The following is a 21,472-nucleotide window of genomic DNA, read 5'->3' on the forward strand; positions in this document are numbered from 1 at the left end:
TTATGAATAAAAATAAATACATTTTATTGGGAGCAGTGGTACTCGGCTTGGGACTCACTTCCTGTTCCGATTTCCTAAATGTAGACCGCTATTTCAGAGACCAACAATCTACAGAACGCATTTTCTCGGACAAAGACTATACACTTCAATGGCTGTCATTCTGCTACAGTCGCCTGCAGGGAGATAATCTGGAGGTGGGACACAGTGACGTATGCCCTTTCAATTTCTCAGACGACCAAGTATTCAACGAACGAGGAGACCGTTTTGCCAAATTCAAACGCGGCGAATATTTAAATTCCACTGGCGGCCAAAATGCTTGGAAATGGTCGTATGACGGAATCTATCAAGCCTCCATTCTACTGAATGAATTGTATGAGAATGAAGATCTCACTCCGGAGGAAGTGACGGACATAAGAGGACAGGCCCGTTTTCTGCGTGCCTATTTCTACTGGTTACTGCTGAGAAAATTCGGTCCGATACCCATTCTACCACCGGAAGGAGCCGACTATACAAAATCGTATGACGAACTGGCCTACCCACGTAAAACCTATGATGAGTGCGTGGCATTCATCACTTCAGAACTCGAAATTGCAGCTACCGAACTGTTCGAAAAACGCGATAACTTGAACATTGCCCGCCCGACTAAAGGAGCCGCGCTGGCTGTACGTGCCAAAGTTTTCCTTTATGCTGCCAGTCCGCTGGTAAACGGGAATACGGAAATGGCAGACTTCATCAACAAGGACGGCCAACAGTTGATTCCACAAGAATACAATGAAGAGAAGTGGGCAAAAGCCGCTGCTGCCGCCAGAGACATGATCGAGTACTCGGAAACGAGCGGACTCTACAAACTTTATACTTTTGAAAGGCGCCCGGTTAGTACAGACGAGGCTTATCCAACCACTATTGAACCGCCATATCATGAGGAATACAGTAACAAGCCTTTTCCGGAAGGATGGTCCAATATAGATCCATTTGAATCATATCGGTCTCTTTTTAATGGAGATATCTATGCAGCCGAAAATCCGGAACTTATTTTTACCCGAGGAACCAATGGTGACAGCAATGACTTAAAAACAGACAACACGATGGTAGATTTCGTAAAGCATCAACTGCCCGGAACTTTTGGAGGATATAACGTACACGGAATGACCCTGAAGCAGAGTGAAGCATACGCTATGGCAGATGGTACATCATTTGACAAAGAATGCTACACATTATGGAAAGGGAAGTTCACAAACGATGAAAACAAAGATGAACACAAGTACGACAATGTAAAAAATGGCGTATGGTGGGGATATACCAACCGTGAGCCTCGCTTCTATGCTTCCGTAGCTTTCAACGGAGCACAATGGAACGCACTGAGCATTAAGGAAGAAGGAGGAAAAGACTCACGAAACAAACAAATCTGGTATTATCGCGGAGCAACCGACGGGCGTATCAATGGATCTGATAACTGGTGTATTACGGGCATCGGCATCATGAAATATGTAAATCCGAACGATTGCGCCAAATGGGGAGGCTCGATCTACCAGAAAGTGGAACCTACATTACGTTATGCCGACATATTACTGATGTATGCAGAAGCACTGAATAATATTTCCGAAGGGACACACTACCAGGTGGCCTCATGGGACGGAAGCCAGACTTACGACATCTTCCGTGACAAAGAACAGATGCGCCGTGGAGTTAAGCCTGTCCGTATGCGTGCCGGAGTCCCCGACTATAGCGATGAAGTATATGAAAACCCGAAAAAATTCTTTGAAAAAATAGTTCATGAACGGCAGATCGAATTCTTTGCAGAAACCCAACGCTACTATGACCTGCGTCGTTGGAAAATTGTCGAAGAACATGAAGGAGAACAAATCTACGGTTGCAATACACTGATGAACGAAGAATACAAGGACATGTTTTATCTGCCAGTCAGAGTGGCCGAACTACAGACTTCTTTCTCACGCAAACAGTACTTCTGGCCTATCAGCTTCGATGAGCTGAAACGCAACAATAATCTCTCACAAGCTCCCGGATGGCAGAATTATGATTAGTGTTAACATTATAAACCAAAAGATCAATATGAGAAAATTATATATTTTAGGAATGATACTGGGGATGTATGCAACATTCAGTGCATGCAATGACGAGTGGAAAGATGAACTTTACACACAGATGCTTTCTTTCAAGGCACCTTTAGGTGACAACGGCTTGAGTGAAATTTATGTACGCTATCAGCCGGATGGAACAGGAATATACCAGTTGCCGGTCATTGTCAGCGGCTCGAAAAGCAACAGTCGGAATATCGATGCAAAAATAGCCGTGGATGAGGATACGCTCCGAATACTTAACCAGGAAAAATTCCCTGTAGGTCGTCAGGACCTCTGGTATGTCCCCCTTGCAGAACAGCATTATTCTTTTGAATCAAACATTTGCCATATTCCTGCGGGAGAGAATATACAGCTCTACCCCATCCATTTCAACTTTAACGGGTTGGAACTGGATGAGAAATACGTACTTCCGCTGACTATTGAAGAAGACCCTTCTTATGTTCAAAACAAATATAAGGGACGTTATAAAGCGCTGCTGGGAGTCAATCTGTTCAATGACTACTCCGGAACGTATAACACCACGCTGATGAACATTTACATCGAAGGAACGACAACCGATCCCGCCAAGGTAGATACACGCTTAGCCCGCGTGGTGGACGAGAATACCATTTTCTTCTATGCCGGCTCAACGTGGGTGGAAGATGAAAACCGCTCCAGGTATAAAGTATTTGTCGAGTTTGAAGAAGGAACGGAGGACGAGGAAGGTACTATTAAAGGAAAGTTGAAGTTGTACGGTGACGAAGGCGAACCGGGAATCAATATCCGACCATTGGGAGAATGCAAATATGAAAAACGAATCATTCAGCACGAGACCATCAAATATATGGAACGCCACCTTACCACACTGGAACTGAGTTATAAGTACACGGATGTCACTTCCAATCCGGATTATCCGATAACTTACGAAGTAAAAGGTTCTATGACAATGGAACGCCAGATCAACCCGTTGATACCGGATGAGGATCAAGCTATTGAATGGTAAGAGAAAATTAAAAAAGGAGGAGACAAGCACTTGATTAAACATAGAAGCTTATCTCCTCTTTCTTTTATCAGGATACTCCATATAGCATTTTTATTAGATGATACGAATGCAAACACCATACCAGTCATAAGGTATTCGAGATTGATGAAGAATAATACCCCCTAAAAACGTAAGTATCCGACAGCCATATATGGGAATATATTTATTACATTTGCGGAAGAATCTTGAATTTTAAATTATAGGCTAATTCGGCTCTCATAACTTATCATTCAACGTTTCAAATTAGTAATTCAAAATTAATCATTATGACCCCACAAGAGTTTTTTAAAAAGGACCTGTTCGCCGAAAATGCAGGCGTAGTATTGCTTGAAGTACGCGAAGGATACAGTAAAGCCAAACTGGAAATAAAACCCGAACATCTTAATGCCGGAGCGCGGACACAAGGAGGAGCGATTTTCACGCTGGCAGATCTGGCACTCGCCGCAGCTGCCAATTCGCACGGAACACTCGCTTTCTCTCTTTCATCCTCAATCACTTTTCTGCGTGCCAGCGGTCCGGGCGACACTCTCTATGCCGAGGCACGCGAACGGTATATCGGCCGAAGCACCGGCTGCTATCAAGTAGATGTTACTAACCAGAACGGAGACTTGATCGCTACATTCGAATCAAGTGTTTTCCGGAAAGATCAGAAAGTACCTTTTACTCTGTAGACAGACTATTTAACTATAGAAGTCAATGGATGACGGTGACCTCTGACATCATTTAAGAAAGCTTTGGCTGAACCGAAATTCAAGAACATATCTAAACGGACAGGAAGGTGGTTCTTATCATCTGTTACGAAGAAAGTAATCACTTCCTTTTCTTTCCCTTTTTTATCGTATTCAACTAATGAGAAGATCAGGCAGCGATAGGTAACCCCATTTTCCGCTTTCACATTCTCTTTTCCCCGATAAATCAGTGTCTGTTCTTCCACTTTACGTCCGGTAGCCATCGGGAATTTGATTTTATCGCCTACCTTATAATCAGCAGGATCATAAGAACGCGCTTGGGCAAGGATAGTCAGCATATCGTAGATGCAGCGACTGTCGCTTTCTTCCGACTCCTGAACTTCTCCGTCACGGAACGTACGTTTTTGTTTGGCAAAGCAAAGGCCGTCTTTATAAGAGAACCAAGCCTCATCTACCGTATAGCGTTTTCCTTCCTCGGCACCTTTACGGAAATAACGAGGTTCCAGTTTTTCACCCATGACGCAAGTCAGTGTATCGCGCATCTTGAAAAAGAAGTCGGCACGCTTGCTACCTAAGGCAAGCAGATTGATACGGTAAGCCGGTTCCGAATGATAGGTAGTTGCATTAGTCGTCAGACTGGCTATACCCGCTTTCACCCAAACGAATTTCCAGTTGAAGTACAAATCATACATTACATGCTCTCCGGATTGAAAAGCATCGTTTTTAGCTTCACACTGAGCATTGGCAGGAAGCGCAAAACTTCCCATCAACAATGCAAGAATTCCAACAATTAGATGACGTCGCAAATTAGCGACGGTTACGGTTTTGGTTATTTCTATCTCTTTCTCTTTCTTTCTTTTTCTTGTCTTCATCTGGTTTTTGTTTTTTTAGTTCATCCAGTTTCTGTTTGTCTACAGGAGTTGCGTGTATATCCCAGTTTTGGTCAACATCCCATAACGCTTTATATTCAACAACCTTGGGGAAATAGTAAACTTCTTCCGGTTGTATTCCTTTTGCATAGTCTCCCGTGTCCCATTCTCCGTTTCCATTTCTATCATTGATCAGTCTGGCGGCATATTTCCCCGGATTCAGGTAATAGAAATCTGCCCTTCCATCATCCACCAGTCTTCGTCGAACCACTTTATCTTGGGTATCCAGTAATTCTATAAATGCCTGAGGATCTGCTCCTGTTACAATAAAATGAAGAGTAAAATATTCATCCTCACTACGTACCTTAAATGATTGTTTTATCTTATCGGTAAACAAACCATAAATGCCATGAAATGCAGTTGAGTCCACCGAGAACTCATATTCCATTGTAGCGTCCCAATCATTTGCCGGATACAGATTAAACCGCCTCAGATTCAATGAGTCTTGTTCGAATTCGAAAGGAATATCTTTCCAAATTGTATCCACCTTCTGCCGTAGATGAATTGCCGCAGTATCAAAACTTGCAATCGGCTCCTCAAAGTTTAAAGAAACATAGCCATACACGTCCATTGATGAAGGTGCATTCACATTCACCGGTAAGAATTTAGTCGGTATCGGCTCATCTTCTTCACCCTCTTTCTTTTTCTTCTTTTTCTTCTTCTCGGGCTCTTCTTTGGTCAGAGTCTTTTGTTTGGATACCAATTTCAATGTATCTGTACGCGGAATTAACTGGTTCAGCGTATCCGTATAAAGATAGGTAAGGCTAAGAGCCAGAGTATCCTGTTTATAGAGCAAAGAGTCCTTTACCCAATAATGAATCGTATCGTTCCGTTGGTTCTTTTCTATCACAAAAGCCTCCTTCTCATCGAAGTTCAACCCTTTCAGTACAGGCAGGGTATCTGCTTTGCCAGCAAAATAAAAGGTGAATTTCTGGGGAACCAGTCGTTCGGACTTAATCAAATATTGCGAATAATTGAGCTCTTTAAAAGCACGGAGAATCACATCATCCGGCAAATAATGCATATATTTCTTCTCAACGATCGTATCATAAGTCAATGAATCCACCCAAGCCGTATCCATACGAAGTCTTTCTTCCATACGGGGGATGATCAGTGAATCATTAAAAGCAATGACCTCACTCTTCTGAGTGAAAGCAAAGTTCTGATCTGAATCCATCAAGCCAAAGATACGATACTTGCCGGGAGCTACCCCACGAATAGAGAAACGCCCACGGCTGTCGGTACGTGCCACACGGTCGAAAGGAAGTTTAGTAAAGGCGGAGTCATTCAGATTTGCATGCAGTCCGACCAGTATACCTTTAATAGGCTCCAAGTTAGAGGCGTCAAGCACCGTTCCCGATACTTCCATTGTATCGATCTGCGCACCGGTAGAAAAAGTAAATGCAAAATTACCCAGAGGATTGCCTTCGTTATTATCGACGATGGCATCCGAGAAATCTATAGTATAGGTAGTATTAGGCTTTAGTGAGTCAAGCAGATTCACTTGTATTTTCTTTCCGGAAGCCTTTATCTCCGGTTGTTGAATCTGAGGAGGAGAAACAACCACTTTCTCGGTTGCTTTCTCTAGCTTAATAAACTCATCGAACTGAAGAGAAACTTTAGTCCTCTTATTATTAATCGCACCTGCAGCAGGGGTACTGCCGACAAAACGCGGAGGATCGTAATCCTTAGGCCCGCCTTCCGGCCGTCCAATGCTGGCACAGGAGTACAATATAGCCACCAGTGCAATCACCGGAAGAGCTTTGCGCACGATATGTTTTATCTTTTGATTCTCAAATTGTAACATGGTGCAAAAATAAACGTTCTTCACCAATAAACACTACACTTTCTAGCTAATTTATTAAAAAGTAGCCTTAAATGAATGATTATTGGTCCTTATCTTGTTAATAAATCCCTATCTTTGACTCCCGAAATTCAAACCTAATACAAAAAACCCATGAAGAAACAACTACTTTCCTGCTGTTTGGCTGCACTAGGACTAACAACAGCCATCCAAGCACAAAACTTTAACGAGTGGAAAGATCCGGAAGTGAATTCCGTAAACCGCTCCGCAATGCACACTAATTATTTTGCCTATGCATCGGCTGATGAAGCTAAAGCGGGCAGCAAAGAAGACTCTCAGAATTTTATGACTCTGAACGGTCTCTGGAAATTTAACTGGGTAAGAAATGCAGACGCACGCCCGACAAACTTTTATCAGACCAGTTTTAACGACAAAGGATGGGACAATATTAAAGTACCCGCCGTTTGGGAATTGAATGGTTATGGCGATCCGATCTACGTAAATGTCGGTTATGCCTGGAGAAACCAATTTCAGAACAATCCTCCCCTTGTCCCCACAGAAAACAATCACGTAGGCTCTTACCGAAAAGAAATCGTTCTTCCTGCCGACTGGAAAGGAAAAGACATCTTTGCCCACTTCGGCTCGGTAACTTCCAATATGTATCTTTGGGTAAACGGCCGCTACGTAGGCTATAGCGAAGACAGCAAACTGGAAGCCGAATTTGATCTGACCAACTACCTGAAACCCGGCAAAAACCTGATTGCCTTCCAGGTGTTCCGCTGGTGCGACGGCAGTTATCTGGAAGATCAAGACTTCTTCCGTTATTCCGGCGTAGGACGCGACTGCTATCTGTATGCACGCGACAAGAAACGCATTCAGGATATCCGCGTCACTCCCGATCTGGACAGCCAGTATAAAGACGGTACACTGAACATAGCTATCGACATGAAAGGCAGCGGCACTGTAGCTCTTGACCTGACAGACGCACAAGGAAAAAGTGTAGCCACAGCCGATCTGAAAGGTTCCGGCAAATTGAACACGACTATCAACGTAGCCAATCCTGCCAAATGGACTGCTGAAACGCCCAACCTCTACACATTGACCGCTACTCTGAAAAATGGAAGTACCGTTACTGAAGTGATCCCTGTCAAGGTAGGTTTCCGCAAGATCGAACTGACAGGCGGACAAATACTCGTCAACGGCCAACCAGTACTCTTTAAAGGAGCCGACCGTCATGAAATGGACCCGGACGGTGGTTATGTCGTTTCCCTCGAACGTATGATACAAGATATCAAAGTTATGAAACAGCTTAATATCAATGCAGTACGTACCTGCCATTATCCGGACGACAACCGCTGGTATGATCTTTGCGACCAATATGGTTTATACGTAGTAGCCGAAGCCAATGTCGAATCCCACGGAATGGGATATGGAGACAAGAGCCTTGCCAAAAACCCCATTTACGCCAAAGCACATATGGAACGTAATCAACGCAATGTACAACGTGGTTACAACCATCCGTCCATCATCTTCTGGTCATTGGGTAACGAAGCCGGTATGGGACCTAACTTCGAACATTGCTATACATGGATCAAGAACGAAGACAAAACACGTGCCGTACAATATGAACAAGCGGGAACCAGCGAATTCACCGACATTTTCTGCCCGATGTATTATGATTACAATAACTGTATCAAATATTGTGAAGGCAACATTGACAAACCCCTTATCCAATGCGAATATGCACACGCTATGGGCAACTCACAAGGTGGATTCAAGGAGTACTGGGACATCACCCGCAAGTACCCGAAATATCAAGGTGGATTTATCTGGGACTTTGTCGACCAGTCCTGCCATTGGAAAAATAAAGACGGTGTAGCCATCTACGGCTATGGAGGCGACTTTAACAAATATGACGCTTCGGACAATAACTTCAATGACAACGGCTTGATCAGCCCCGACCGCGTACCAAACCCGCACGCTTACGAAGTAGGATATTTCTATCAGAATATCTGGACTACTCCGGCCGATCTTTCCAAAGGTGAGATCAATATCTATAACGAGAACTTCTTCCGTGACTTGTCTGCATTCTATCTGGAATGGCAGTTACTGGCTAACGGGGAAATCGTACAAAACGGCATCGTATCAGACCTGAATGTAGCCCCGCAACAGACTGCAAAACTTCAACTCCCATTCGACATAAAGAACATCTGTTCTTGCAAGGAACTGCTTCTGAATGTCAGTTACAAGCTAAAAGCTGCCGAGACATTGCTTCCTGCGGGAGAAACCATCGCTTATGACCAAATGAGTATCCGTGACTACAAGGCACCGGAACTAAAACTGGAAAACAAGCAGTCCTCCAATATCGCAGTCGTAGTTCCCTCTTTCCACGATAACGACCGCAACTATCTGATTGTTTCCGGCGAAGACTTCACACTCGAATTCAACAAGCACAACGGTTACCTCTGCCGCTACGACGTCAGCGGAACGCAACTGATGGAAAACGGAAGTGCACTGACTCCCAACTTCTGGCGTGCTCCGACCGACAACGACTTTGGAGCAGGATTACAACACAGATATGCCGCATGGAAGAATCCGGAACTAAAACTGACTTCATTGAAGCATGATATAGAAAACGAACAAGCAGTGGTTCGTGCAGAATATGACATGAAATCTATTGGTGGAAAGCTGTACCTGACGTATGCCATCAATAATAAGGGAGCAGTAAAAGTAACTCAAAAGATGGAAGCAGACAAGAGCAAGAAGGTTTCCGACATGTTCCGTTTCGGAATGCAGCTGCGTATGCCTGTCACCTTCAATGAGATTGAATATTACGGACGCGGACCGGGTGAAAACTATTCTGACCGTAACCACGCCGCAAGGATCGGCAAGTACCGCCAGACCGTAGAAGAACAATTCTATCCATACATCCGCCCGCAGGAAACCGGTACCAAAACTGATATCCGCTGGTGGAGACTGCTTAATATCGGCGGCAACGGACTGCAGTTTGTAGCCGATGCACCGTTCTCCGCTTCCGCACTGAATTATACAATCGAATCATTGGATGACGGTGCCGGCAAAGACCAGCGTCACTCACCGGAAGTAGAAAAAGCCAACTTCACAAACTTCTGTATTGATAAGGCACAAACGGGACTCGCCTGCGTAAACAGCTGGGGTGCTATCGCTTTGGAAAAATACCGTCTTCCATATCAGGATTATGAGTTCAGTTTCATAATGAATCCTGTATATCATAAACTGAAGTAAAAAACATAGTTAAAAAACACGGTATCAGAGTACAAGAATACCGAATTTAAAGTACTTTTGCAGCCGGAAACTTATTTCATAGAATAAGTTTCCGGCTTTTCTTCCTTAGATCATCTATCCATACAATGAATGTACACAGCGACGAACGCACAATTTTAAAAAACAGATAAATATAAAGTATGAAAAGTAGAATTGTTTTTTTTGCATTTTGCTTAGCCCTCTTGTCTAGTTGCGGCAATAAGGGCAATGACACAGGGAAAGTCCCAGAATATGCAGTACAAGAATTACAGAAGACAACTGCAGATCTAATGAAAGCTTATCCGGCTACTATCAAAGGTAGACAAGACGTAGAAATCCGCCCGCAGGTATCGGGATTCATCACAAAGTTATGTGTAGATGAAGGAGCAACCGTTCGCAAAGGACAGCTCTTATTCATCATAGACCCTACTCAGTATGAAGCAGCAGTACGCACAGCAAAAGCTTCAGTTGCAACAGCAGAAGCAGCCGTGAATACACAACAAATGACTGTTGACAATAAGATCGAACTGAACAAGAAACAGATTATCAGCGATTATGACTTGTCAATGGCGAAGAACTCACTGGCACAGGCTCAGGCACAACTCGCCCAGGCTAAAGCACAGCTGACCACAGCACAACAAAATTACTCTTTCACACAAGTAAAGAGTCCTTCAGACGGCGTTATCAACGACATTCCTTATCGTTTGGGAGCACTCGTAAGCCCCTCTATGGCTACGCCAATGACTACAGTATCTGAAATAGATGAAGTATATGTATACTTCTCTACAACTGAAAAAGAACTGCTGGCTATGACCAAAACCGGAGGAACCATCAAAGAAGAAATCAGTAAAATACCAGCCATCAAACTACAATTGATTGACGGCACAACATATGATGCAGAAGGAAAGGTAGACGCTATCACAGGAGTGATCGACCAGTCAACCGGTTCTGTTAGCATGCGTGCTATCTTCCCTAACAAGGAACATATGCTTCGTAGTGGTGGAACTGCCAACGTTCTGATCCCTTATAATATGGAGAACGTTATCAGCATCCCACAATCGGCTACTGTAGAAATCCAGGACAAAAAGTTCGTTTACGTTCTGCAGCCGGACAACACGGTGAAATATACCGAGATCGGTATATTCAACCTGGACAACGGAAAAGAATATCTGGTAACTTCCGGACTGAACCCCGGCGATAAAATCGTAGTCGAAGGTGTACAGAGCCTGAAGGACGGCCAAAAAATACAACCAATCACGCCGGCTCAAAAAGAAGCGAACTATCAACAGCATTTGAAAGACCAGCACGACGGAAATTTAGCTACAGCTTTCAACTAATAATTTAGATAATCGTATGAAATTAGATAAATTCATTAACCGTCCGGTACTATCAACAGTTATTTCCATTTTGATAGTTATCCTAGGTGCTATCGGATTGGCAACACTGCCTATCACACAGTATCCGGACATTGCGCCTCCTACCGTATCGGTAAGAGCCACATATACGGGTGCCAGTGCATCGACCGTATTGAACTCTGTAATTGCCCCTCTGGAAGAGCAGATCAACGGTGTAGAAAACATGATGTACATGACTTCCAACGCATCCAATACCGGTTCCGGTGATATCTCGATCTACTTCAAACAAGGAACTGATCCGGATATGGCTGCCGTTAACGTACAGAACCGTGTTTCCATGGCACAAGGTTTGCTACCTGCCGAAGTTACCAGAATTGGTGTGACTACTCAGAAACGTCAGACATCCATGCTGGTAGTATTCTCTCTTTACGATGAAACCGATACATATACAGATGCTTTCATCGAGAACTATGCAAAAATCAACCTGATTCCTCAGGTTCAACGTGTACAGGGTGTAGGTGATGCCAGTGTGATGGGTCAGGACTACTCCATGCGTATCTGGCTGAGACCGGACGTAATGGCTCAGTATAAACTGATCCCCAACGACGTATCTACCGCTTTGGCTGAACAGAATATAGAAGCGGCTCCGGGACAATTCGGTGAACGTAGTAACCAGACTTTCCAATATACCATTCGTTACAAAGGACGTCTGCAACAGCCGGAAGAGTTTGAGAACATTGTCATCAAGTCTCTGCCTAACGGTGAGGTACTTCGACTGAATGATATTGCGGAGATTCAGCTGGACCGTCTGGGATATAACTTTACCAACCGTGTAAACGGACACAAAGCTGTAACCTGTATCGTTTATCAGATGGCTGGTACAAATGCTACGCAAACCATCACTGATATCCAGAAATTATTGGATGAAGCATCCACAACACTGCCTTCGGGATTGAAGATTAACGTTTCTATGAACGCCAACGACTTCTTGTTCGCTTCTATCCACGAAGTGTTGAAGACATTGATCGAGGCATTTATTCTGGTATTTATCGTAGTATATATCTTCTTGCAGGATTTGCGTTCTACCTTGATTCCGACCATTGCTATTCCGGTAGCCCTTATCGGTACATTCTTCGTACTGTCACTGATCGGATTCAGTTTGAACTTGCTGACCCTGTGTGCCCTTGTGCTTGCCATTGCGATTGTGGTCGATGATGCGATTGTGGTTGTTGAGGGTGTACATGCCAAGCTCGATCAGGGATATACATCCGCCCGTCTGGCATCTATCGATGCGATGAACGAATTGGGTGGTGCCATCGTATCTATCACACTGGTCATGATGTCCGTGTTTATTCCGGTAAGTTTCATGGGTGGTACGGCAGGTACGTTCTATCGCCAATTCGGTTTGACAATGGCTATCGCTATCGGTCTGTCCGCATTGAACGCCTTGACACTGAGTCCGGCATTGTGTGCCGTTCTTCTGAAACCGCATACTGATCATGGAGATAAGAAACAAACACTTGTTTCTCGCTTCCACACTTCTTTCAATGCCGCTTATGACTCTATATTAAAGAGGTATAAGAAACGCGTACTCTTCTTTATCCAGAAAAAGTGGTTGTCAATGGGACTGGTGGTTCTCTCTATCGTATTGCTGATCTTCTTTATGAACACTACTCCGACAGGTATGGTCCCTAATGAAGATACCGGTACGCTGATGGGAGCTGTAACACTACCTCCGGGTACATCACAAGACCGCTCGGAACAAATACTGGCACGTGTAGACAGTCTGATTGCTGCGGACCCTGCCGTAGCTTCACGTACATTGATCTCCGGTTTCAGTTTCATTGGTGGTCAGGGACCGTCTTACGGTTCTTTCATTATCAAACTGAAAGACTGGGATGAACGCTCCATGATTCAGAACTCAGACGTTATCGTCGGTTCTTTATACATGCGTGCGCAGAAGATTATCAAGGAAGCACAGGTATTGTTCTTCGCTCCTCCTATGATCCCCGGTTACTCGGCATCTACGGATATCGAGGTGAACATGCAGGACAAGACAGGTGGTGACCTGAACAAATTCTTTGATGTAGCCAACAACTACACCGCAGCATTGGAGGCGCGTCCGGAAATTAACTCTGCAAAAACGACCTTCAACCCGAACTTCCCGCAATATATGATTGATATTGATGCGGCAGCTTGTAAGAAGGCAGGTATCAGCCCAAGCGATATTCTTAGCACGATGCAGGGATATTACGGAGGTTTGTACGCATCCAACTTCAACCGTTTCGGTAAGATGTACCGCGTAATGATTCAGTCGGACCCGTTATCACGCAAGAATCTGGAATCACTGAATAATGTCAAGGTTCGTAACAACCAAGGCGAAATGGCTCCGATTTCCCAGTTCATCTCTGTAGAGAAGGTATACGGACCTGATATTATCAGCCGTTTCAACTTGTATACTTCCATGAAGGTGATGGTAGCTCCGGCTTCCGGTTATACTTCCGGTCAGGCACTGGCTGCACTGGCAGAAGTGGCCAAAGAAAACCTTCCGGCAGGTTACACTTATGAACTAGGAGGTATGGCTCGTGAGGAAGCACAAAGTAGCGGCAGTACGACTGGTTTGATCTTTATCCTTTGTTTCGTATTCGTTTATTTGCTGTTGAGTGCTCAGTACGAAAGTTATATTCTTCCGCTGGCCGTATTGTTATCCATTCCGTTCGGTTTGCTAGGCAGCTTCCTGTTCGTCAACGGAATGAGCGCGATCGGTAGTATATCGGCCTTGAAAATGATACTCGGTACCATGTCCAACAATATCTATATGCAGATTGCGTTGATCATGTTGATGGGTCTGTTGGCAAAGAACGCGATCCTGATTGTAGAGTTTGCCCTCGACCGTCGTAAGATGGGTATGAGCATCACATGGGCAGCCGTTCTGGGTGCTGGTGCCCGTCTCCGCCCGATCCTGATGACCTCATTGGCTATGGTAGTCGGTCTGCTTCCGTTGATGTTCGCATTCGGTGTAGGTGCCCACGGTAACCGTACACTGGGAACAGCTTCTATTGGTGGTATGTTGATCGGTATGATCTGCCAGATCTTCATCGTTCCTGCTTTGTTCGTTATCTTCCAGTACCTGCAAGAGAAGGTTAAACCGATGGAATGGGAAGACATCGACAATACGGATGCCGTAACTGAGATTGAACAATACGCTAAATAATGAAATTCGATATGAAGAAACAGATTCTATATATGGTGTGTGCAACTGCTCTCCTGAGCAGCTGCCACATCTATAAGTCGTATGACAGACCCGAAGATATTACCGCTTCCGGCCTGTATCGTGATCCGGCAGCGGACAATGATACATTAGCTTCGGATACCACCAACTTCGGTAACCTGCCGTGGAGAGAAGTCTTCACCGACCCACAGCTCCAGTCTCTCATCGAACAGGGACTGAAACAAAACACTGACCTCCTTTCCGCTGCATTGAACGTCAAAGCGGCAGAAGCGTCTCTGATGTCAGCCCGACTGGCTTATGCACCGTCCATCGGTTTGTCTCCACAGGGAACAATCAGCAGTTTTGACAAGAACGCAGCAACTAAAACGTACTCATTGCCGGTTACTGCCAGTTGGCAAGTAGACCTGTTCGGGCAACTGCTGAACTCCAAACGAAATGCACAAGTCACCCTGAAACAGACAAAGGCTTATCGCCAGGCTGTACAGACACAAGTTATTGCCAACATTGCCAACATGTATTATACCTTGCTTATGCTCGACCGCCAGCTGGAGATCACTCAGGCTACGGCTGAGGTACTGAAACGTAATGCTGAAACCGTACAGGCACTTTCGGAAAGATCGACCTACACATCTGCCGCTTTAGCACAAAGCAAAGCTGCCTATGCACAAGTAGTGGCTTCCATCCCCGACATCGAGCAGAGCATCCGCGAAACGGAAAATGCCCTGTCTACCTTCCTGGGAGAAGCTCCGCACGCGATCAAACGTGGTGTACTGGAAGCACAGGCACTTCCTGAGGAACTTTCCGCAGGGATTCCTTTGCAGTTGTTATCTAACCGTCCGGACGTAAAAGCAGCCGAAATGTCCTTGGCAAGCTGCTATTATAATACGAACTCTGCCCGTGCCGCTTTCTATCCGCAGATCACTCTCAGCGGTTCTGCCGGATGGACGAACAGTGCAGGTTCCGCCATTATCAATCCGGGTAAGTTACTGGCTTCCGCTATCGGTTCACTGACTCAGCCATTGTTCTACCGTGGTACGAATATTGCCCGCCTGAAAGCAGCGAAAGCACAGGAAGAACAAGCTAAATTATCTTTCCAGCAAACGTTGTACAATGCCGGAAGCGAAGTCAGCAATGCGCTAAGTTTATACCAAAACACCAGTAAAAAGGCTGAATCCCGCCAAATGCAGGTAGAATCTGCCAAGAAAGCTTCGGAAGATACAAAAGAATTGTTTAACTTAGGGACGTCAACCTATCTGGAAGTATTGTCGGCACAGCAATCTTATCTGAGCGCACAGATTTCTCAGGTTTCCGACTGTTTCGACAAGATGCAGGCTGTGGTCAGCCTCTACCAGGCATTAGGCGGTGGAAGAGAAGATTAACTTTAAACATATACTATTATGATTAGTCCGTTAGCTTACGTAGACCCCGAAGCGAAATTAGGCAAGAATGTAACTGTCTTGCCTTTCGCCTACATCGAGAAAGATGTGGAAATCGGCGATGACTGTACCATCATGTCATACGCCAGTATCCTGAAAGGTACAAAAATGGGGAAAGGAAACAAAATACATCAGAATGCTGTCCTGGGAGCAGAACCGCAAGACTTTCACTATACAGGGGAAGAAAGCAGTCTGATCATCGGAGACAATAACGATATCCGTGAGAATGTAGTAATCAGCCGTGCCACTTTTGCAGGAAATGCTACCAGAATTGGAAACGGGAACTACCTGATGGATAAGGTACACCTTTGCCATGATGTGCAGATCAGCAATAATTGTGTGGTAGGAATAGGTACTACAATTGCAGGAGAATGCTCATTAGATAATTGTGTGATCCTAAGCGGCAACGTAACGTTGCACCAATATTGTCACATTGGTAGCTGGACACTTGTACAAAGCGGATGCCGCATCTCCAAAGATGTTCCTCCCTACGTAATTATGTCCGGTAATCCTGTTGCCTATCATGGAGTGAATGCAGTCGTTCTGTCACAGCATCACAATACGTCGGAAAGAATCCTTCGTCATATTGCCAATGCTTACCGGTTGATCTATCAAGGTAATTTCAGTGTTCAGGATGCTGTCCAGAAGATTATCGATCAGGTTCCGATGAGTGAAGAAATCGAGAATATCGTGAATTTCGTAAAAGGTTCGGAACGTGGGATTGTGAAATAGACAAAATACACTTTTCATAGAGAAAGGGTGATGTCTTTTTACGGACATCACCCTTCTTATTTATTCAAACTCCAGCGTACCGAAGAAGTCGGGACGATGGAAGTCCGGTTTCTCAATCTTTATCGGATTCCATGACAGGAAGTGAGGGGTTTGCAGTTCATCCCCGCATTTATAGAAATTCGCTTTAACTTCCTTTCCATCCAGTGACTGTATCTGATGCTTGAAGAATGCAGCATAAGGAATAATCAAGGCTACTTCCCAAGTCGTATCGTCCACACGTTCTTCGAAGGGTTCATTGCCCAGACTGGACCAACGCTGCACGAGAGCCGTCACTTCTTTCGGAGCGTGTTCCCGACCGTTACGGGCTGGTCCGGCACCGATCAGAATCGTTCCGATGCAGTTACATTCTATATTATAATAGATTCCGTCACTGGCCGGAACAGAGAAAAACTCCACACAGGAATCAGTCCATACAGATCCATTGTCTTCTCCATACTTGGCACGTACACTTTCTTCTCTGACTTTGAAGTGCAACAGAATAGAATCTTTGGTATGCGCAATCCGGAAACTTACTTTTGGCTTGTAAGGATATTCAGCCCAGTTGACACACTGAACCGGCTGGAAATCTATCTTTTCCTCATCAAATAATTTAGGAAGCGAACAAGCCTCTACATTAGCAGAACTAATTTTCTTTACTTTCATATATCTTTCGTTTGGAGGATACAAATATAGTTACTTTCTCCTAATAAGGTTCCCGAAAATCAAATAAAAACAATATATTTGCCATTAGTAATACCCTAAACAACCGAATTAGTGAGAAAAACAATCCTTTTATTTCTGCTATTTTTAAGCGTAACTGCTGTCCGTACGTTAGGACAAAATATTACTTTCAGCCATTTGACCACAGATGACGGACTTTCCCAGTTTTCCGTCAACAGCCTGTACATTGACGAACGGGGCATTATATGGATAGGTACGCGCGAAGGACTGAACCGTTATAACGGTAACGATATCAAAAGTTTCAAGCTCAAGAAGAATGATCCGAACAGTCTGTTCAGCAATACCGTACTCCGTATCACAGGTAATAAGAACGGGAAGGTTTACCTGCTTTGCACCGACGGTGTAGCCGAATTTGACATGACCACTCAACGATTCAAAACCCTACTGCAAGGCAATGTGGACGCTATCTACTACAACGAAAAACTATATATCGGAAAAAGAGAAGAAGTATTCGTTTTTAACGAGAACACGAACAACTTCGACCTTTACTACCACCTTGCCGGGAAAGACATTAACCTATCCTGCCTCCATCTGGACGAGAAGAAAAACCTGTGGATGGGAACCACCAGCAATGGTGTTTACTGCCTGTCGGACGACAAGCAACTCTCTCAGCCCATCACGAAAGGAAACATAGCCAGCATCTACGAAGACTCATCCAAAGAACTGTGGATTGGCAGCTGGGAGGAAGGGCTCTACCGTATCCGCACAAACGGCACTATCGACAACTTCCGCCACGACCCGAAGAATCCGAACAGTATATGTTCCGATTTTGTCAGAAGCTGCTGTGAAGATAATCTGGGAAATCTATGGATCGGAACTTTCCACGGCTTGAACCGCTACGACAAAAGCACAGGACAGTTCCAACTTTATACCGCCAATGACAACAAACCCGACGGACTCACCCACTCTTCCATCTGGTGTATCGTGAAAGACGAACAGGGAACCCTATGGCTGGGAACTTACTTTGGCGGCGTCAACTACTTCAATCCGGAATATGAAATCTATACCCGCTATAAAGTGGGAGACACGGAGAAAGAAGGATTAAGCAGTCCCATCGTCGGCAGAATGACGGAAGACAAAGACGGTAACTTATGGATCTGCACCGAAGGCGGTGGCGTGAACGTCTACAACCGGAAAAACAATACTTATCGCTGGTACCGCCATGAAGAAGGCAGAAACAGTATCTCGCACAACAACGTCAAGGCAATCTATTACGACCGGACAGAGGAGATTATGTGGATCGGCACACACTTGGGAGGACTGAACAAACTCGACCTGCGCACCAACCGCTTTACCGTTTACCGGATGAAAGCGGGCGACCCGACCACACTGCCCTCGGACATTGTACGCGACATCGTGCCCTACGAAGACAAACTGATCATCGCCACACAAAACGGAGTCTGCCTTTTCAATCCGGCAACAGGCACCTGCGAACATCTTTTCAAGGATACCAAAGAAGGCAGAAATATCGGTATGGTGGCCAGCCTCTACATCGACAAGGACGAAACGCTATGGGTTTCCGCTACCGGAGAGGGCGTATATTCTTACCGCTTCGACACCGGCAAGCTCACCCACTATGCACACAATCCCTCCATTCCGAACACTCTCAGCAACAACAATGTCAACAACATCATGCAAGACAGCAACGGCAACCTGTGGTTCTCCACTTCCGGAAGCGGGCTCGACCGTTACCGCAAGGAGAGCAACGACTTCGAAAACTTCGATATGCAGAAAGACGGACTATCCAGCGACTGTATCTACGAAGTATTCGAGTCGTCCATACAAAAGGGAGACTTGCTGCTGATTACCAATCAGGGATTCTCCCAGTTTGACTATCCGCAAAAGAAGTTTTACAACTACGGTACAGAGAACGGATTCCCGCTGACTGCCGTCAACGAAAACGCATTGTTCGTAACGCATGACGGAGAAGTATTTCTAGGCGGCATCCAAGGCATGATTTCTTTCTGGGAAAAGAAACTGCACTTTACGCCCAAGTCCTACAGCATCATCCTTTCCCGCCTGCTGGTCAACGGAAAGGAGATCACTGCCGGAGACGACACCGGCATCTTGGAACAGTCCATCGCCTATACACCGGAAATCAGCCTGAAAGCCGACCAATCCATGTTCAGCATAGAATACGCCACTTCCAACTTCATCCCTGCCAACAGGAATGAAATCGTCTACCGCCTCGAAGGTTTCTCCGACGAATGGAATCACACCGACCGCAAACAGACGCTTATCACTTATACCAACCTGAATCCGGGCAAATATACGCTCGTCATCAAGTCGGACGGAGACGGTATCGAAGAAGCCCGACTACTGATCCGTGTATTACCGCCTTGGTATGAGACATGGTGGGCTTATCTGATTTACACCATTTGTACCGTCAGTCTGTTATGGTATCTCATTCAGAACTACAATTCCCGCATCAAACTGCGTGAGTCACTGAAATATGAAAAGAAGCACATCGAAGACCTCGAAGCATTAAACCAATCCAAGCTGCGCTTCTTTACCAACATCTCTCACGAATTCCGCACTCCGCTGACGTTGATCGTGGGACAGGTAGAAACGCTGTTGCAAGTACAGACATTCACACCTAATATTTATCACAAGATATTGGGAATTTACAAAAACAGCCTCCAACTGCGTGAACTAATTACGGAACTGCTCGACTTCCGCAAGCAGGAACAAGGGCACATGAAAATCAAAGTCAGCCGACATAATCTGGTGAACTTCCTGTACGAGAATTATCTGTTATTCCTTGAATACGCCAGCAGCAAGCAAATCAATTTCAAGTTCAACAAACAGTCGGATGATATTGAAGTATGGTACGACCAGAAGCAGATGCAGAAGGTAGTGAACAATCTGCTGTCCAACGCATTGAAGCATACGAAAGCGGAAGATACCATCTCCATCAACGTATCGCAGGAGGATAAATACGTCATTATCGAGATCAAAGACACGGGAACAGGCATTGCCGCCGCCGAGATCGACAAGATATTCGACCGTTTCTACCAGACCGAACGCCTCGACTCGCTGAATACCGGAGCCGGCACAGGCATCGGACTGGCGTTGACAAAAGGTATCATCGAACTTCATCACGGAACCATCCGTGTAGAGAGCGAACCGGGCAAGGGAAGCCGTTTTATCATTACGTTGAAATCGGGCAACCAGCACTTTACTGAGGAACAAATCATACGGGACAACACCGACACCAACATTCAGCAACAACCGGAAACAATCGTTCCAACCGTAGAAATACTGCCCGATTCCGAATGGAAGGAGGAAGACAACAAACGCATCGAAGATGCGAAAATGCTGATAGTGGAAGACAACGAATCCATCAAGCAAATGCTGGCAGGTATCTTCGAAACGTTCTATCAGGTCACCACCGCTTCCGACGGTGTAGAGGCACTGGATATCATACAGAAAGATATGCCAAGCATCATACTGAGTGACGTTGTCATGCCACGTATGTCGGGTACGGAACTCTGTAAGCAAATCAAAACGGACTTCAACACCTGTCACATCCCGGTAGTACTACTGACGGCACGCACAGCCGTGGAACACAACATTGAAGGATTAAAGATCGGCGCGGACGATTATATCACCAAGCCGTTCAATACCAATCTCCTGATCTCCCGTTGCAACAATCTGGTGAACTCACGGCGGTTGCTACAGGAGAAATTCAGCAAACAGCCACAGGCTTTTGCCCAGATGCTTGCCACTAACCCGATGGATAAAGAAATGCTGGACCGTGCCATGGCCATCATCGAACAGCACTTGGATAATACGGACTTTAATGTCAACATCTTCGCCCGTGAAATGGGGATGGCACGTACCAATCTGTTCACGAAGCTGAAAGCCGTCACCGGTCAGACACCGAACGACTTTATATTAAGTATCCGTCTCAAGAAAGGAGCCGTCATGCTGCGGAACAATCCGGAGCTGAACATTACGGAGATTTCCGACCGCATCGGTTTCTCTTCTTCCCGCTATTTCAGTAAATGCTTTAAGGAGATTTACCACGTCAGTCCGCTTGCCTACCGCAAGGGTGAAGAAAAAGAGGAAGAAGGGAACGAAGAAACGGATCAATAACCCATAAACAGGTAA

General features: G+C 45.2%; 12 protein-coding genes. 9 read left to right on the forward strand and 3 right to left on the reverse strand.

The genetic code is table 11. The features are described from left to right. Positions 1-2 precede the first annotated feature (2 nt). The 3 genes from DW640_RS04530 to DW640_RS04540 all read left to right on the forward strand — a co-directional run bounded on the left by DW640_RS04530 (position 3) and on the right by DW640_RS04540 (position 3,791). Positions 3-2,042, forward strand: coding sequence for a RagB/SusD family nutrient uptake outer membrane protein (locus DW640_RS04530; protein WP_016269275.1), 2,040 nt, complete (start codon positions 3-5; stop codon positions 2,040-2,042). 28 nt (positions 2,043-2,070) lie between these two features. After that, on the forward strand, positions 2,071-3,081 hold the full coding sequence (locus DW640_RS04535) for a DUF4973 domain-containing protein (RefSeq protein ID WP_048695231.1): 1,011 nt from the start codon (positions 2,071-2,073) through the stop codon (positions 3,079-3,081). A 305-nt stretch (positions 3,082-3,386) separates the two neighbouring features. After that, positions 3,387-3,791: a PaaI family thioesterase gene (locus DW640_RS04540; protein WP_008762944.1), complete on the forward strand. Its 405-nt coding sequence runs from the start codon at positions 3,387-3,389 to the stop codon at positions 3,789-3,791. A 5-nt stretch (positions 3,792-3,796) separates the two neighbouring features. On the opposite strand, the gene DW640_RS04545 is transcribed toward DW640_RS04540, so the two are convergent. Together DW640_RS04545 and DW640_RS04550 are read right to left on the reverse strand one after the other, a co-directional pair. Further along, a complete protein-coding gene (locus DW640_RS04545) occupies positions 3,797-4,681 on the reverse strand; it encodes a DUF3108 domain-containing protein (protein ID WP_008762943.1) in 885 nt (294 codons plus the stop codon). Next, complete coding sequence (locus DW640_RS04550) at positions 4,617-6,545, reverse strand: Ig-like domain-containing protein (RefSeq protein ID WP_054959313.1); 1,929 nt, start codon at positions 6,543-6,545, stop codon at positions 4,617-4,619. Before DW640_RS04550 ends, DW640_RS04545 begins: the two co-directional genes overlap by 65 nt. Positions 6,546-6,695: 150 nt before the next feature. Between DW640_RS04550 and DW640_RS04555 the strand changes: the two genes are divergently transcribed. The 5 genes from DW640_RS04555 (at position 6,696) to lpxA (ending at position 16,579) form a co-directional block, all read left to right on the forward strand. Then, positions 6,696-9,806 (forward strand): glycoside hydrolase family 2 TIM barrel-domain containing protein, encoded by a 3,111-nt coding sequence (locus DW640_RS04555; protein WP_117577449.1) that lies wholly within the window; start codon positions 6,696-6,698, stop codon positions 9,804-9,806. A 179-nt stretch (positions 9,807-9,985) separates the two neighbouring features. Then, a complete protein-coding gene (locus tag DW640_RS04560) occupies positions 9,986-11,161 on the forward strand; it encodes an efflux RND transporter periplasmic adaptor subunit (RefSeq protein WP_008762940.1) in 1,176 nt (391 codons plus the stop codon). Between the two features lie 16 nt (positions 11,162-11,177). Continuing rightward, a complete protein-coding gene (locus DW640_RS04565; RefSeq protein WP_008767547.1) occupies positions 11,178-14,393 on the forward strand; it encodes an efflux RND transporter permease subunit in 3,216 nt (1,071 codons plus the stop codon). A gap of 11 nt (positions 14,394-14,404) precedes the next feature. After that, entirely contained in the window at positions 14,405-15,790 is a 1,386-nt protein-coding gene (locus DW640_RS04570; protein ID WP_022471689.1) for an efflux transporter outer membrane subunit, read from the forward strand. Positions 15,791-15,808: 18 nt separating this feature from the next. Beyond that, entirely contained in the window at positions 15,809-16,579 is a 771-nt protein-coding gene (gene lpxA / locus DW640_RS04575; RefSeq protein WP_117577451.1) for an acyl-ACP--UDP-N-acetylglucosamine O-acyltransferase, read from the forward strand. Positions 16,580-16,639: 60 nt separating this feature from the next. Here lpxA and DW640_RS04580 read toward each other — a convergent pair whose 3' ends face one another. Then, positions 16,640-17,281 carry a carbohydrate-binding family 9-like protein gene (locus tag DW640_RS04580; RefSeq protein WP_008762936.1) on the reverse strand — a complete coding sequence of 214 codons (642 nt, stop codon included), beginning with the start codon at positions 17,279-17,281 and terminating at the stop codon, positions 16,640-16,642. A gap of 111 nt (positions 17,282-17,392) precedes the next feature. Here DW640_RS04580 and DW640_RS04585 point away from each other — a divergent pair, with 111 nt between their 5' ends. Continuing rightward, a complete protein-coding gene (locus DW640_RS04585) occupies positions 17,393-21,457 on the forward strand; it encodes a two-component regulator propeller domain-containing protein (protein ID WP_074857673.1) in 4,065 nt (1,354 codons plus the stop codon). The last annotated feature ends 15 nt before the right edge of the window (positions 21,458-21,472 follow it).

The organism is Bacteroides sp. AM23-12, from assembly GCF_003434395.1.
Lineage (GTDB): Bacteria > Bacteroidota > Bacteroidia > Bacteroidales > Bacteroidaceae > Bacteroides > Bacteroides thetaiotaomicron.